Below are 15,602 nucleotides of genomic sequence, written 5' to 3' on the forward strand. Positions count from 1 at the left end.
AACGTTTTCGTAAAACATCTCGGATATAAAAAAAGCGTCTTTTTTAGAGACGCTTTTAAGTGTTTTTTAGGCACTTTATTGAAGGATCATATGTTCCTTTTCACCATTCTGGTTGATCATGGTAAAACTGGTCCGTCCGTATCGGGAAATCTCACCAAAATATTTTTTGGCATCCTCAATATTATTGACCTTGTTTCCATCGACCTCCACAATAATTTTATCTTTCAAATCATACCTTTCATAGCCTTGGGGAACATCGGTGATCTTTACACCTTTGGATACCCCGAATTTTTTAATGTCCTCCTTGCTCAGGTTTTTTACCCTAAATGCGGTAGCTGGCAGAATAACGCTGTTTTGTTTTTTCAATGTCACATTTTTGACCAAGCTTTTGCCATCTCGGTCCAATGTGACCTGTACCACGTCACCAGGTCTCTTGGCGGAAAGGTAACCGGTAAGTTCGGAGAACTTCTGGATTTCGATATTGTCTATCTTTTTGATGACGTCGCCTTCCATTAAACCGGCATCCTCGGCCCCGGATTCCTCTTCCACGCCGGCGATGTATACACCTTCCAGCTGGTCAAGACCCATTTCAATGGCAGCAGGTGAGTTCGTATTGGCGGCGGAAATGCCCAAAAGCCCTTTTTGCACATTACCAAACTCCATAATGTCCTCTACCACTTTCTTCGCGATATTGCTGGGTACCGCAAAGGCATAGCCCACATACGAACCTGTTTGAGAGGTAATGGCCGTATTGATTCCGATAAGGTCTCCATTGGTGTTCACCAAGGCACCCCCGCTGTTCCCGGGATTTACCGCGGCATCAGTCTGGATAAACGATTGGGTTCTTGTCGGTGACAACGACCTGGCTTTGGCACTAACGATCCCAGCGGTTACTGTGGACGTCAAATTAAAAGGATTGCCTACGGCAAGCACCCATTCCCCAATTTTGGTATTGTCAGAATCACCAAAAGCCAGGTAAGGGAGTGCATTCTCCGCATCGATTTTCAACAGGGCAATGTCGGAATCGGAGTCCGTTCCAATCACCTCGGCTTCGTAGGTTTTGTTGTTGTTCAAGGTAACTTCCAACTGGCTTGAGTTGGCGATCACATGATTGTTGGTGACAATGTATCCATCTGGCGAAATGATAACACCAGAACCTGTTCCCACTTGAGGGGTTTGTTGGCGCTCATACCCATAAAAGAACTCTGCAATACTGGATGGGCCTCTGCTCAAGGTCATATTTTTAACGTGCACCACGGAATTGACCGTTTTCTCGGCAGCCAAGGTGAAATCAACTTCATTGATTCCCGCCCCTCTGGCCGAAGTATCCAAATTACTGGTCGTCACCAAAGGCGTTTCCTCCTCAGAGGTGACCCACTTGTAGCTTTCCTTCTCAAAAAACAATTTATAAGCTCCCAGGGTAATAGCTCCTGCGAATACAGATACTAGGAGTAAACTTGCTATTTTCTTCATAATTCAATAATTATTTAACATTTAGCTCAATCAAAATTAAAAGTTTTCAATTCTCGGTCAGGTTGGTTTAACGCTGTTTTAACTACAAAAAAAAGCTTAAGGAATCCCATATATTTGTTCCTTTGTAGCTGCTTATGGAACTATCCTTTTTTAAATACCAAGGAACAGGGAACGATTTTGTAATTATCGACAATCGTCAAACTATATTTCCCAAAAACAATACCAAGCTTGTGGCAGCGCTTTGCGACCGAAGATTTGGCATAGGTGCGGATGGTTTAATCCTGCTCGAAAATGACAATATGTCGGATTTTAAGATGGTCTACTACAACTCAGATGGTGCCGAAAGCAGCATGTGCGGCAACGGTGGTCGATGTTTGGTCGCTTTTGCCCATTATTTGGGTGTTATCGACAAAGAAACCACTTTTAATGCCGTGGATGGATTGCACTATGCAACCATCGAAGGGGATATCGTGAACTTAAAGATGATGGATGTGGACAAGATCAATGAAAAGCCCAACCATAGTTTTTTGGATACCGGTTCCCCTCACCATGTGCAATTGGTGACAGCGTTGGACAAGTTCGATGTACAAAAAGAGGGAAAAAAACTTCGCTATGGCATTTATGGTGAGTCCGGAAGCAATATCAACTTTGTGGAACAGACCAAAGACAATGCCTTTGATGTAAGGACCTATGAAAGAGGAGTGGAAGGTGAGACCTTTTCCTGTGGAACCGGTGTAACTGCGGTGGCCTTGGCCATGCACGAATCGGGTAAAACGGCTGCCAACGAAGTGCACATCCATACCATTGGAGGCGATTTGACCATTTCCTTTGAGAAAAAGGACGGCAAGTACAGCAATATCTTTTTAAAAGGACCTGCCATTCAGGTATTTAAAGGAACCGTCGAATGCTCAATCTAAAAGGAAAACAAGTTTATCTGCGGGCGCTGGAACCCACCGACCTCGACTTTCTGTACCAACTGGAAAACGATACCTCGGTCTGGGAACTGAGCGGTACGTTAAAGCCGTATTCCAAAAAGGTATTGCAACTATATTTGGACAATGCCCACAGGGATATTTACGAAGTAAAGCAGTTGCGCCTGTGCATCAGTAACCTGCAAGATCAGTGTATAGGATTGATCGATTTGTTCGATTTTGACCCCAAACATCGCCGTGCAGGTATCGGTATCATCATTGTGGAACCAGGGGACCGAAATAAAGGTGCCGGGGCGGAAGCCTTGTCGCTTTTGAGCGATTATGCCTTTTCCACTTTGGATGTTCATCAACTGTATGCCAATATTTTGGAAGACAATGCAGCGAGTATCCATTTATTTGAGAAGATGGGGTTTGAGAAAATCGGGGTCAAAAAAGAATGGATCAGGACCAGTCAAGGGTTCAAGAACGAATTAATGTATCAAAAGATCAAAAGGAATGAATCTTAAAAAAGTACTTTGGGCCACGGCCATTCTTGGGTTGTTGATTTGTGGTTTTATCGCTTATCAAATTTACAATGCCATATTCAGCCCCAATACCCAGTTCAATAATGAAGAAGCGTTTGTATATATCGCATCAGACGCTACTTTTTCCGATGTAACCAAATCATTGGAGCCCTTGTTGAAAGATTTGTCAACTTTTGAGTCGGTCGCCAAACGAAAAGGATACATAACCAACATCAAAGCAGGAAAGTACGCCATCCAAAAAGGGATGAACAATAACGAAATCATCAATACGCTGCGAAGCAAAAACCTTCCAGTGCAGGTATCTTTCAATAATCAGGAGTCCCTGGCATCCTTGGCCGGAAGGATTGCAGAACAGATTGAGGCCGATAGCCTTTCCCTGCTCCAAACCCTGAACGATGCTGATTTTTTGGCCTCGACCAAGTTTGATGAGGATACCAAACTGGCCATGTACATTCCCAACACCTATGAATTTTTCTGGAATACCGATGCAGAGCGTTTTAGGGACCGGATGAAAACCGAATACGATCGTTTTTGGAACGATGAGCGTATAGCAAAGGCAAAAAAACTGGGTCTAACCCCCAATGAGGTAACTTCCTTGGCTGCCATTGTGCAAAAGGAAACGGCCAAGGTGGATGAGCGACCAAGGGTGGCCGGAGTTTATCTTAATAGAATACGAAGGGGAATGCTGCTTCAGGCCGACCCAACAGTGATTTATGCCATCAAAAAGGAAACGGGCAACTATGATACCATTATAAAACGAGTGCTGTTCCGCGATTTGGAAATGGATTCCCCATACAATACCTATAAATATGCAGGTATTCCTCCGGGGCCGATTACCATGCCGGATATCAGTTCCATTGATGCTGTTTTGAACCCGGAAAAGCACGATTATCTCTATTTTGTGGCCGACGTTTCCAACTTTGGATACCACTTATTTGCCAAAACTTTGGCGCAACATAACCGAAATAAGGTGCAATATACCCGATGGCTCAACCGACAAAAGGTGATGCGATAGTGCTCTTTACCGTTGATTTTCATCACTTTAACGGATTTTAGGGTCGATTTAAGAAATCTTTATGAGCTTTAGGGTACCCATTAACTTATCCCAACCTATCTTTGCCGGCCAAATTGATTTTTGATACGTATATAGTATTGAGATCACAAATATGAAAATTATGAAAAGATGGATAGGTTTTATTCTACATCTTGCCATGATCGTAGTTTTGACAAGTTTTGGTTCTTATTCTGTAATGAAGAAAGGGAACGTTGAAATTCCCGATTCATTGAAGGTAACGACCAATTTGGAATTTTTTGCACCGCAAGATTCCATCGCACTTCTTGACGAGGACGAGGTAACCCCTCCTTTTCTGGGCAAAGCTTTTAATGGCTTTAAGGAAGCACTCGCTTTTAAAGAGTCCCAGGGCAAATATCATAGCGTAAACACATTGGGTTATTTGGGGAAATACCAATTTGGTAGCAGTACCCTCAATTTGATGGGCGTTTACGATATGGATGAGTTCTTGGGCAGTGCCGAGCTTCAGGAAAAGGCCTTTGCCGCCAATATTGCCCGTAACAAATGGATTTTGAGACGAGACATTAAACGCTTTAATGGAAAAACCATTGGAGGAATCAAGGTCACAGAGTCCGGGATTTTGGCAGCGGCCCATTTGGCCGGGGCCGGAAACGTCAAAAAATATCTACGATCGTATGGACAAAGCGATGTAACTGATGCTTACGGAAGTAGTATCTCGTATTATATGAAGAAATTCGCGGGCTACGATATTTCCAATATCAAGCAACAGAAAAACGCCAAAGTATAATTGGTAGAAAATAGCAACTAAAGGGTCCCGATATTCGGGGCCTTTTTTTATGCTTGAATGATGTAGATGGTAGGTCTTTTGTCCAGATCTAACTCTATTTCGCTCCACTCGTGCACACTCTTGGTAGCAATAAACTCCGTGGGCAAGGTGATATCCGCAGCAATGCACAACCGGGTCGATTTCTGCAAGGTTCGCAAAAGTTCCTTGAGCAACTTATTGTTTCGGTAAGGAGTTTCCATGAAAATCTGCGACTGACCAAGGTCTCGGGACACGCGCTCCAAATTTTTCACCATTTTTTTACGCTCGGCATTGTCGATGGGCAAATAGCCGTTGAAGGCAAAATTTTGTCCGTTCATGCCGCTGCTCATCATGGCCATTAAAATAGAAGAAGGACCAACCAATGGCACTACTTTGATGCGTCTTTCGTGGGCGATTCGAATGACATCTGCACCGGGGTCTGCTATGCCAGGACATCCTGCTTCGGAAATGATGCCCACATCAAATCCATGTACGCAAGGATCTAGGAAGGAAGGAATCTCCTCTGGCTTGGTGTACTTGTTCAAGGAATAGAGTTGTAGCTCTGGTTGTGATTTACTAGGGCTTACACGCTTAATGAACCGTCGGGCCGTCTTTTCGTTTTCGACGATGTAGTGGTCAATCCGCTCAATGGTTCCCTTGACCGATATGGGCAATACCTCCAAAGGAGCGTTGTCGCCCAAGGTAGTGGGAATCAAATAGACTTTGCCCATCACCAAACCTGGTTTTTCTGCTTCCATGGGTTTAATTTAGTTTTTTCGCAATTGCCTCACAAGCTTGATCCACCATTTGGTAGACATTTTCAAAGCCATCATCGCCACCGTAGTAGGGGTCGGGAACTTCCTGAAGGTCCAAATCCACTTCGCTCAATAAGAGCTTTACCTTTTGGGCTTCTTGTGCATTGCTTGCGAGTTGGGCCACATCCGAAAAATTGCTTCGGTCCATCACATAAATGAGGTCGAATTCCAAAAAATCCAATCGAGAAAACTTCCTACAGCGTTGATGGCTGATGTCCAAGCCATATTTTCGGGCAACGGCGATGGAACGTTTGTCCGGAGGATTGCCAATATGGTATCCAGCTGTTCCTGCAGAATCCACCAATACCTTGTCCGAATCCACTTTGGAACGCAAAATACCTTCAGCCAATGGTGACCTGCAAATATTTCCCAAGCAGACCATCAAGACTTTGGTTTTCATAAATTATGGGTATAAAATGCTAGGAGAACTTTTTGTTCAAATCGTCGATATACTTTCTGAACTGTTTGTCGGTTTCGGCAAGATTGTCGACTGTTTTGCAAGCATGGAGCACGGTGGCGTGGTCACGCTTACCGATTTGTGAGCCAATGCTGGCCAATGAGGCTTTCGTGAACTTTTTGGCGAAGAACATGGCTAACTGTCTTGCCTGTACAATGTGTCGCTTTCGGGTTTTGGACTGTAGCGTCTCCACATCCATTTCAAAATAATCGGAAACGACTTTTTGGATGTAGTCGATGGACACTTCGCGTTTGGTATTCTTTACGAATTTTTCCACCACTTGTTGTGCCAACTCCAAGGTAACCTCGCGTTTATTGAAAGAGGATTGGGCAATCAAGGAAATGATGGCTCCCTCCAGCTCGCGGATATTCGTTTTGATGTTCTTGGCCACGTGGTCGATTATATCATCGGGCATTTCCACACCATCCCTGTACAATTTATTTTTGAGGATGGACACACGGGTTTCGTAATCTGGGCTTTGCAATTCTGCGGATAATCCCCATTTGAAACGGGACAACAATCGCTGTTCGATGTCCTGCATGTCCACGGGCGCCTTATCCGATGTTAAAATGACCTGTTTTCCATTTTGGTGCAGGTGGTTGAAAATATGAAAGAACACATCTTGGGTCCCTGATTTACCGGATAGGAATTGTACATCATCGATGATAAGTACATCTATCAATTGGTAAAAGTGGATAAAATCGTTTCGGGTGTTCTTTTTTACGGACTCAATATATTGCTGGGTGAATTTCTCCGCCGAAATATAGAGTACGGTCTTTTCTGGATATTTATCCTTGATTTCTACCCCAATGGCGTGCGCCAAGTGGGTCTTTCCCAAACCTACGCCACCAAAAACCAATAAAGGGTTAAAGGATGTCCCCCCGGGCTTATTCGCCACGGCCATTCCTGCCGACCGCGCCAAGCGGTTGGAATCTCCTTCAAGGAAATTGTCAAAGTTGTAGTTGGGATTTAATTGGGATTCGATTTTTATGTTTCGAATTCCCGGGATCACAAAAGGGTTTTTAAGCTCGGGACTTTTGGAGGTAATCGGTACGTCCAACTCTTGGGGTCCCACTGCGGTACGGTTGGAACTCGGGATCTGTTCCGTAAAAGGTTCCTTGTTGCCGTACTTGTTTTCCATTTTTATAACGTAGATAAGCTTTGCACTGGACCCCAGCTCTCTGGTCAGGGCCACCTTTAAAAGCTTTACATAATGTTCTTCGAGCCATTCATAGAAAAACTTGCTGGGAACCTGAATGCTGAGGGCCTTATCGGTCAGCTTCATCGGTTTAATGGGTTCAAACCATGTTTTGAATGCCTGCGGTTGGATATTATCTTGGATAAAAGCCAAACAGTTGTTCCATACGGAATTAGCAGTAGCACTCATAGAAGTTTTTCCTTGTTTTAATGGTTAGCTTTAATACTTAAGAGCAAGCATCTAAAGGGTTGCAAGATGCTCATTGGATGCGACAAATATGTGAACAATTCTTTTAAAAAAAAAATCAAATTGTCATTGAAAGTCTTGTTTTTTTTTCGCATGTTTCCCTCAGAATAAGCAAGCCTCTAAATATATAATTTTTCAGCTTAAAATGGGTCTAAATTCATATTCTTTTCGGGTTCGATACGCAGAAACCGACCAAATGGGGGTTGTTTATCATGGTAACTATGCCCAGTATTTTGAACTGGGTCGTGTAGAGTGGTTAAGGGCCATGGGAATCACTTACAAAAGCATGGAAGATAACGGTATTATGCTGCCCGTAATTTCCTTACATATCGAATACAAGAAATCTGCGGTATACGATGACCTACTAACGGTTCGAACCAAACTCATTTCCAAACCCTTGGTAAAAATTGCGTTCGACTACGAGCTAGTGAACGAGGCCGGGGAGTTATTGGCCACCGCACATACGGTGCTTGCCTTTATGGACAAAAGTACAGGCAGACCTATCAAATGCCCGGATTATATTCTTGAAAAGTTGGAGGATTGATTTTTTTTGGAGACAGGAGACAGGAGACAGGAGACAGGAATCTTTTTTCTTGTATTTTTTAGCGAAGCGGTCTGGAATCGATCAAACCGACATTTTTACATCTACCCCATGCATTTCATCGAAAAGTTGAAACGTTTCCTCCGATTCACTTAAGCGAACCGCGACCACAAGTTCACAATCCAGTTCCATTTTTTGGGATACCATATCCAAATCTTTCTGTTTGATGGTACGCATCACCAAATCCATCATTGGATACTCAAATTTTAAATGCAATTCTGCCTTTAAGGTCTTTTGTACAATTTGGGCACTTTCCAATGCCATTTGCGCAGCGGTTTTGTAGGCCTGTATCAACCCGCCGACCCCAAGTTTGGTGCCCCCAAAAATTCGGGTGACCGTGATTAAAACATTCGTGACGTCAAAAGATTGTATTTGTCCGTAAATCGGCATCCCTGCCGAATTGTTGAGTTCACCGTCATCATTGGCCCTGTACACTGGGTTATCGGTACCCAATTGCCAAGCATAGCAAACATGATTGGCGGTGTGATGTTTTTTTCGGAGTTCCTCCACAATCGGTTTTACATCGTCTTCCGTAGCAATGGGATAAACCGCAGCATAGAATTTGCTCTTTCGGTCCTTATATAAAATTTCGGGTGAAGGTTTAATGACAGTGCGGTAAACATCTTCCTTTTTATCCATCAGAACAAAGCTACCAATATTATGCTCAAAATGGCCAAGGCCACGCCGCTCCAATTCTTGATGCTCAGCTTCTCCTTAAAAAGCAGAATCCCGAATAGGGTGGAGCACATCACAATCGCCACATTATTTAAGGTGAATATAGCCGCGCTGCTCAAAATATCCGCCCGAAGGGCGCGAATCAAAAAATAGATGGAAAAATAATTGGGTATGCCCAGCGCAATACCACCCACTATATTTTTAAGGTTGATTTTTAACGGGACCTTTATGGATTTAATACCGATATAAATAAATCCCGTGAGCGCCGCAAAGCCAAAAATCATGGAAGAGAAAACAGGAATCTCTTGGTCGGTCAAATGGATTTCCTCAAAGTATTGGATGCTGGTATCGATGATTCCCGACCCCAAAAACACCAACAAAGGCAACAAAAGTGCCTTTCGGTCGATGCGGATATGCTTTTCCTTAATGGAAGCCAAATACACAGCGACCAAAGCCAGCGCAATCCCAATGATTTGAAGGGCGCTCAAGCGCTCCCCGTATAACAACATGCCCATCACTACGGGAATGGCCAACGACATTTTGGTGGCCACCGAGGCCACGGACACTCCTGAGACCTGTGCCGTGCGTGCCATCAAATTAAAAATTACAATAAAAAGGATACCTAATACTATGGGGCCAATCAACCATGATTTGCTGCTTAGGTCGGTTATGCCAACGGGACCCTCATACAAAAAAAAGCCTACGGTGCAGGCCACCACATAATTGGTGATGATGGCATACAGTGTCTGGATTTTGTAAACATCGAACAATTTGAAGACCACAAAAATCAAGGTGGAGCTGAGTACGCTAAGAATCAGATATACCATTTACAATCTTGATTTTAGTTGTGTGATGTCCTCTTTGCCCACCTGCAAGTTCCAAACCTGGATGCCCAAATCCGCGGCGGAGGCCGTATTTTCCGCTACATCGTCCACAAAAAAGGTCTCATGGGCCAAGAGCCGGTTTTCTTGCAATACAAAATCAAAGATTTCAGCGTCCGGTTTTCGCATCCCCATTTCGTAGCTCAAATAAAACACATCAAATGCATTTTTAAACCTGTTGAACCGCTCCATTCCCATCTGTTCCTTTACATGTTCAATATGCAGGTCGTTGGTATTGCTCAACAAAATCATTTTATATTGATTTTCCCTTGCCAATTGTTCAATAAACTCCAGTCGGTGTTCCGGAAAATCCAAAAGAATCGAATTCCAAGCTTCGATAAGATAATCTCGATTCGCGTTGGGAAAATGCGAAGCGACCTCATCCAAAAAATCCGAAGAGCCCAAAAAACCTTTCTCGTAGTCTTGGAACAAAACTTCCAGCGCTGGTGTAATCTCGGTGAATCCATGTTGCACCATGGCTTTTGCCGTTGCCGGTTTGTCCAGATTGATGAGCACATCGCCAAAATCGAGGATAATGTTTTTAATCATTTCGATAAATAGATAAGGTATCTGTCCATATTTTTTGTTGCTGCTGCAAAGTTCCTTGTAATCGAGGAGCTGGCAACCCCTTTTTAAAGTCAATAGCGCCTTTAAATATTCTGGCTTCGTCCCATAGATTGGCATCGATAAAGGTTTGCAGCATTTTTGCGCCACCTTCAACAATCACACTGGTGATGCTGTGCCGATGGAGCACATCACAGATTTGCTGGGCCAAAGGCTGAGCAAAATCAACCATTTCATAAGTGATTCCCTCCAATTGTTTTGATGTGTCGTCTACTGCTGTCAACATAATGGTCTGCACCGATCTGTCCAAAACATGATGGGAGGCATCTATTTTCAAATGCCTGTCCAACACCACGCGAATAGGGTTTTTGCCCGACCATTCACGGGTGGTCAGCTTGGGATTGTCCTCCAAAACGGTGCGGGTACCCACCAAAATGGCCTGTTCTTGGCTTCGCCATTGGTGCACCATTTGCTTGGAGTAGGGGTTTGTAATCCAAAAAGGCTCTGGATTGCTGTTTCGTAACGACTTTTCCGGGGCCAAAAATCCATCGTTGGACTCCGCCCATTTTAAAATGATATAGGGTCGTTTCTTCTCTTGAAAGGTCAAAAATCGTTTATGGTGTTCCCGACATTCATCTTCCAGAATACCCACCGTTACCTTACAGCCGGCCTCTTTCAGTTTTTGAATGCCCTTACCAGCGACTTTGTCGTGCGGGTCCTGTAAGCCAATAAAAACTTCTTTGAGTTGATGTTTGGCAATCAAATCGGCGCAGGGAGGTGTTTTTCCGAAATGGGAGCAAGGTTCCAGGGTAACGTACAAAGAAGCACCTTTAAGCAGTTCCTTGTTCTTTACCGAGTTGATGGCATTCACCTCGGCATGTGGACCTCCGTAAGGGTCTGTAAACCCTTCTCCGATTATGTTGTTTTGATACACGATCACACACCCCACCATTGGATTTGGAGCCGTCGTCCCAAGTCCCTTTTTGGCCAGTTCAATGCAGCGAAGGAGGTATTTTTGATGTATCTTCACCCCGCAAAAATAGAACATTAAAAACACAAAAATGGGAGATATGGTCATTCGTGAAATAACCCCCGAAGACAATGCACAGGTGGCCCAAGTAATACGAAAGGTTTTTGAGGATATGGGCGTTCCCAAAGTGGGCACCGCTTATGCCGACAAAGCGTTGGATGATATGTATAGCCATTACAACGTGCCCAAGGCTGCCTACTTTGTAGTGGAGCATGAAGGTCGCATTATCGGGTGTGCGGGCGTGGCTCAATTGGACAATTATGATGGCAACGTCTGCGAGCTTCAAAAAATGTACTTTTTAGAAGAGGCCCGAGGAAAAGGACTAGGTGCCAAAGTGATAGAAGCCTGCTTGAACAAGGCCAAGGAATTCGGTTTTGAAGCCTGCTATTTGGAAACCATGCCCTATATGGAAGCCGCCCAAAAGTTGTACAAAAAGAACGGTTTTGAATACATTGATGCCCCGATGGGCAATACGGGACACTATTCTTGCCCTGTTTGGATGCTTAAAAAATTGTAATGCTCCTCAAAGAAATCAAAGACATTTTCCACAAAGAATTGGGCGAGCTTTATCCCAAGGAAGAAATCGATTCGTTTTTTTATTCCTGCATTGAGCAATACCTTAAATTGGAACGCTTTATCTTGGCCATTCAGCCGGGAATTACCTTGACCAAGGATGAGGAGCAACCACTTTTTGAAGCCTTGGCTGAGTTGAAAACGGAAAAACCCCTACAATATATTTTGGGAACCGCCCATTTTAGGGATTTGGAACTTCAGGTGAACGAGAATGTACTGATTCCACGCCCCGAGACCGAAGAATTGGTGCAATGGATTTTGTCGGACGCTGAGCGGAGTCGAAGCGTCATTTCGACTTCCTGCCCGTCCGGCAGGCGGGCGCTCAATGACCGTTCTTTGAAAATTCTTGACATCGGAACAGGCAGCGGATGTATCGCTATTACCCTGGCCAAACAACTGACCGATGCTGACGTTTACGCCTTGGATGTTTCTGAAGGTGCATTGAAGGTTGCCCGGAAAAATGCAGCAATCCATAAAGTAGATGTCACTTTTTTGCATCAGGATATTCTTGATCCCAAACTTGAACTTGCGCCTGAACTTTATTTTGACATCATTGTATCCAATCCGCCCTACGTTAGGGAGTTGGAAAAACATGAAATCCGAAAGAACGTAAAGGATTTTGAACCAGAAACCGCTCTTTTTGTAAAGGATGAAGACCCTTTACTTTTTTATAGGGCCATCATCGATTTTGCGGAAAAACACTTGTCCGAAAAGGGAAGTTTGTATCTCGAGATTAATCAATATTTGGGAGCGGAGACCAAAGCACTTTTTCAAGCCCATAATTTTTCGGAAATTGAACTCCGAAAAGATCTATTTAGCAACGATAGGATGCTAAAAGCACTAAGAAAATGAACATCCAAGAAAAAATAAATGCCCTGCGAGAAGAGCTACGGGAGCACAACTACAAATATTACGTGCTCGACCAACCTTCCATTTCCGATTACGAGTTCGACATGAAGCTCAAAGAGCTTCAAAAGCTGGAGGCGGCGCACCCTGAATTTAAGGACCCGACTTCGCCCACTTTGAGGGTGGGGGGCATGGTCACCAAACATTTTGAAACGGTGGCCCATGAGCATCGGATGTATTCGTTGGACAATTCCTATTCCAAAGAGGATTTAGAGGATTGGGAAAAGCGCATACAGCGGATTTTGGGCGATGCAGCAGTGGAGTTTACCTGCGAATTAAAATATGATGGTGCTTCCATAAGTCTGACCTATGAAAACGGCCAATTGGTACGCGCGGTTACCCGCGGGGATGGTTTTCAGGGGGATGACGTGACCAACAACATTAAAACCATTAAATCCGTTCCCTTGCAATTGAAGGGCGACTACCCCCAAAAATTCGATATACGGGGAGAAATCATTCTAACGCTCGAAGGCTTTGCCAAAATGAACGCCGAGCGGGTGGAAGCAGGTGAGGACCCTTACATGAATCCAAGGAACACGGCATCAGGCAGTTTAAAACTTCAGGATAGTGCCCTAGTGGCCCAACGCCCGTTGGAATGTTTGTTGTACAGCATAGCTGGCGAAAATCTGGGCATTAACTCCCAATTTGAAGTGTTGGAAAAAGCGCGCTCTTGGGGATTCAAGGTGCCTACGGTGGCCAAACTATGCAAATCCACCGAAGAAGTGATGCAATTTGCAGACTATTGGGAAGTGCACCGTCACGATTTGCCTTACGAAACCGATGGTGTGGTGGTTAAAGTGAATAGCATTCAGCACCAAGAAGAGTTGGGGTACACCGCGAAATCCCCGCGCTGGGCCATGGCCTATAAATTTAAGGCCGAGCAAGCCACGACCGTATTGAACCAAATCACCTATCAAGTGGGGCGTACGGGAGCCATTACTCCCGTGGCCAATTTGGAGCCTGTTTTACTGGCAGGTACCACAGTTAAGCGCGCCTCCTTGCACAATGCCGACCAAATCGCCAAGTTGGATGTTCGCGAAGGGGATACCGTTTTTGTGGAAAAGGGAGGGGAAATCATCCCAAAAATCACCAAGGTTGATTTTACGAAACGCGATAAGGATTCACAGCCTACGAAATACATTGAAAACTGCCCTGAATGCGGCACGGAACTGATACGAAAGGAGGGCGAAGCACAACATTTTTGCCCCAATGATATCGGTTGTCCACCTCAGATTACGGGCCGAATCCAGCACTTTATTTCCAGAAAGGCGATGGATATTGAAGGATTGGGCGGTGAAACCGTGGAATTATTGTTCAAGGAAGGACTCATTGCCAACTACGCCGACTTGTACACCTTGACCAAGGAGCAAATTCTGCCCTTGGAACGAATGGCTGACAAATCCGCTGAAAACTTAGTGAACGGAGTTCAGGCTTCCAAAACCATTCCGTTTGAACGCGTCCTTTTTGCGCTGGGGATTCGCTACGTGGGCGAAACCGTGGCCAAAAAGTTGGCCAAGGCTTTTAAAAATATTGATGCCTTGATATCCGCTACGCAGGAGCAATTGGTGGCCGTGGATGAGATAGGGGAGCGCATCGCCGAAAGTGTGGTCGGGTTTTTCTCGGAGCCTGCCAATATGGAATTGATAGACCGTTTAAAATCCTACGGATTGCAATTCTCACTCTCTGAGGAGCAATTGGAGAATCAAACTGAGTTGCTCAAGGGTCAGACCTTTGTCGTATCCGGAGTATTCGAAACCATTAGTAGAAACGACCTCAAAAAACTGATTGAGGACAATGGTGGAAAAGTGGCCTCGTCCATATCCTCCAAATCCACTTTTTTGGTGGCTGGAGACAATATGGGCCCTAGTAAAAAGACCAAAGCAGAGTCCCTGGGTGTGCCCATTATCTCCGAGCAGGAATTTTTACAAAAACTGGGCGCATGATACCCGACAACTACGAAGCATTTGAAGCTACTTTGGACCAGACCACTCCTCCCTCGGAATGGCCGGAAGCGCTACAATCGCTCTGGTTTGATGCCAATGGGGATTGGGAGTCGTCCCATAACATTGCCCAGGACCTCCAATCGACCATGGGCAGTTGGATTCACGCCTACTTGCACCGAAAGGAGGGGGACGAATGGAATGCCCGGTATTGGTACGATAGAGCAGGGAAACCTTTTCCAAACTATAGTTTGGGGGAAGAGCTGAGGGTTTTGGTGGAGGCTAATCTTTAGGAAGTTCGAGAGTCAAACTCAACGGTCAAGTACAAGTTTCAAGTTCAAAGTTTAAGGTTAAGGGTTAAAGGTTAAGGGTTAAAGATTTAGGGTATAACTTCAAAAGGTCATTTCAAATGACAAAGAACCCTATTGGTGCTAATTCGCAAAATTAGTGTCAACTGCCCACTGCCCATTGCCCATCAACCCAAGTCTATTTTCTATCGTCTTTTCTCTCCAGAGTCTTGGCTCTTGGCTCTTGGCTCCTCACTGAACTTGGTTCTCGATACATTTTTCGCCTTTTTTTTAAAAATCGCCAAAAAACACTCGAACTGACAAAGAACCCTATTCGTGACATTCGTGTCAACACGCAATTGACTTCGGACTTCTTATTGTCGCTTCGGCTCATTTCGACTTCGCTCAATGGCCACCGCTCGGGGTGACAGCTCGAAATGACAAAGAACCCTATTCGTGCTCATTCGTGACATTAGTGTCAACTGCCCACTGCCTATTTCCCGTCAAACCAAGTCTATTTTCTATCGTCTTTTCTCTCCAGAGTCTTGATTCTTGGCTCTTGGCTCCTCACTGAACAAGGTTCTCGATACATTTTTCGCCTCTTTTTTTATAAAAACCGCCAAAAAACACTCGAACTGACAAAGAACCCTATTCTTGACATT

At 44.5% G+C, this 15,602-nt stretch carries 17 protein-coding genes; 9 read left to right on the forward strand and 8 right to left on the reverse strand.

The window, feature by feature from the left end:
* Nucleotides 1–75 precede the first annotated feature (75 nt).
* Entirely contained in the window at nt 76–1,473 is a 1,398-nt protein-coding gene (locus tag RBB12_RS07000; RefSeq protein WP_306013116.1) for a S1C family serine protease, read from the reverse strand.
* Nucleotides 1,474–1,607: 134 nt separating this feature from the next.
* Here RBB12_RS07000 and dapF point away from each other — a divergent pair, with 134 nt between their 5' ends.
* The 4 genes from dapF (at nt 1,608) to RBB12_RS07020 (ending at nt 4,749) form a co-directional block, all read left to right on the forward strand.
* Complete coding sequence (dapF, locus tag RBB12_RS07005; protein WP_306013115.1) at nt 1,608–2,390, forward strand: diaminopimelate epimerase; 783 nt, start codon at nt 1,608–1,610, stop codon at nt 2,388–2,390.
* Nucleotides 2,378–2,911 (forward strand): GNAT family N-acetyltransferase, encoded by a 534-nt coding sequence (locus RBB12_RS07010; RefSeq protein ID WP_306013114.1) that lies wholly within the window; start codon nt 2,378–2,380, stop codon nt 2,909–2,911. The genes dapF and RBB12_RS07010 overlap by 13 nt, the downstream gene beginning before the upstream one ends.
* Complete coding sequence (gene mltG / locus RBB12_RS07015) at nt 2,901–3,944, forward strand: endolytic transglycosylase MltG (RefSeq protein ID WP_306013113.1); 1,044 nt, start codon at nt 2,901–2,903, stop codon at nt 3,942–3,944. Before RBB12_RS07010 ends, mltG begins: the two co-directional genes overlap by 11 nt.
* Nucleotides 3,945–4,104: 160 nt before the next feature.
* Nucleotides 4,105–4,749 carry a hypothetical protein gene (locus RBB12_RS07020; protein ID WP_293282331.1) on the forward strand — a complete coding sequence of 215 codons (645 nt, stop codon included), beginning with the start codon at nt 4,105–4,107 and terminating at the stop codon, nt 4,747–4,749.
* 47 nt (nt 4,750–4,796) lie between these two features.
* On the opposite strand, the gene RBB12_RS07025 is transcribed toward RBB12_RS07020, so the two are convergent.
* Genes RBB12_RS07025 through dnaA form a run of 3 tightly spaced genes read right to left on the reverse strand, consistent with a single transcriptional unit; the run spans nt 4,797 to nt 7,426 of the window.
* Nucleotides 4,797–5,525, reverse strand: a complete 729-nt coding sequence (locus tag RBB12_RS07025; RefSeq protein WP_306013112.1) for an SAM-dependent methyltransferase — start codon at nt 5,523–5,525, stop codon at nt 4,797–4,799.
* A gap of 4 nt (nt 5,526–5,529) precedes the next feature.
* Nucleotides 5,530–5,982, reverse strand: a complete 453-nt coding sequence (locus tag RBB12_RS07030; RefSeq protein ID WP_179383933.1) for a low molecular weight protein-tyrosine-phosphatase — start codon at nt 5,980–5,982, stop codon at nt 5,530–5,532.
* 19 nt (nt 5,983–6,001) lie between these two features.
* Nucleotides 6,002–7,426, reverse strand: coding sequence for a chromosomal replication initiator protein DnaA (dnaA, locus tag RBB12_RS07035; protein WP_179383932.1), 1,425 nt, complete (start codon nt 7,424–7,426; stop codon nt 6,002–6,004).
* 202 nt (nt 7,427–7,628) lie between these two features.
* On the opposite strand from dnaA, the gene RBB12_RS07040 reads away from it, so the two are divergent.
* Entirely contained in the window at nt 7,629–8,027 is a 399-nt protein-coding gene (locus RBB12_RS07040) for a thioesterase family protein (protein ID WP_306013111.1), read from the forward strand.
* Between the two features lie 81 nt (nt 8,028–8,108).
* Here RBB12_RS07040 and RBB12_RS07045 read toward each other — a convergent pair whose 3' ends face one another.
* Genes RBB12_RS07045 through ribD form a run of 4 tightly spaced genes read right to left on the reverse strand, consistent with a single transcriptional unit; the run spans nt 8,109 to nt 11,234 of the window.
* Nucleotides 8,109–8,723 (reverse strand): YigZ family protein, encoded by a 615-nt coding sequence (locus RBB12_RS07045; RefSeq protein WP_306013110.1) that lies wholly within the window; start codon nt 8,721–8,723, stop codon nt 8,109–8,111.
* On the reverse strand, nt 8,723–9,586 hold the full coding sequence (locus RBB12_RS07050) for an EamA family transporter (protein WP_306013109.1): 864 nt from the start codon (nt 9,584–9,586) through the stop codon (nt 8,723–8,725). The genes RBB12_RS07045 and RBB12_RS07050 overlap by 1 nt, the downstream gene beginning before the upstream one ends.
* Nucleotides 9,587–10,189 carry an HAD family phosphatase gene (locus RBB12_RS07055; RefSeq protein ID WP_306013108.1) on the reverse strand — a complete coding sequence of 201 codons (603 nt, stop codon included), beginning with the start codon at nt 10,187–10,189 and terminating at the stop codon, nt 9,587–9,589.
* Complete coding sequence (gene ribD / locus RBB12_RS07060; protein ID WP_306013107.1) at nt 10,182–11,234, reverse strand: bifunctional diaminohydroxyphosphoribosylaminopyrimidine deaminase/5-amino-6-(5-phosphoribosylamino)uracil reductase RibD; 1,053 nt, start codon at nt 11,232–11,234, stop codon at nt 10,182–10,184. The genes RBB12_RS07055 and ribD overlap by 8 nt, the downstream gene beginning before the upstream one ends.
* A gap of 31 nt (nt 11,235–11,265) precedes the next feature.
* On the opposite strand from ribD, the gene RBB12_RS07065 reads away from it, so the two are divergent.
* From RBB12_RS07065 to RBB12_RS07080, 4 genes are read left to right on the forward strand one after another with little or no spacing between them, the layout of a single operon-like run.
* Nucleotides 11,266–11,751: a GNAT family N-acetyltransferase gene (locus RBB12_RS07065; protein WP_179383926.1), complete on the forward strand. Its 486-nt coding sequence runs from the start codon at nt 11,266–11,268 to the stop codon at nt 11,749–11,751.
* On the forward strand, nt 11,751–12,659 hold the full coding sequence (gene prmC / locus RBB12_RS07070; protein WP_306013106.1) for a peptide chain release factor N(5)-glutamine methyltransferase: 909 nt from the start codon (nt 11,751–11,753) through the stop codon (nt 12,657–12,659). Before RBB12_RS07065 ends, prmC begins: the two co-directional genes overlap by 1 nt.
* On the forward strand, nt 12,656–14,656 hold the full coding sequence (ligA, locus tag RBB12_RS07075; protein ID WP_306013105.1) for an NAD-dependent DNA ligase LigA: 2,001 nt from the start codon (nt 12,656–12,658) through the stop codon (nt 14,654–14,656). Before prmC ends, ligA begins: the two co-directional genes overlap by 4 nt.
* On the forward strand, nt 14,653–14,946 hold the full coding sequence (locus RBB12_RS07080; protein ID WP_306013104.1) for a hypothetical protein: 294 nt from the start codon (nt 14,653–14,655) through the stop codon (nt 14,944–14,946). The genes ligA and RBB12_RS07080 overlap by 4 nt, the downstream gene beginning before the upstream one ends.
* Nucleotides 14,947–15,602: the final 656 nt, after the last annotated feature.

This window comes from Allomuricauda sp. MMSF_3307 (assembly GCF_030733585.1).
In the GTDB taxonomy this organism is placed as follows: Bacteria; Bacteroidota; Bacteroidia; order Flavobacteriales; family Flavobacteriaceae; genus Flagellimonas.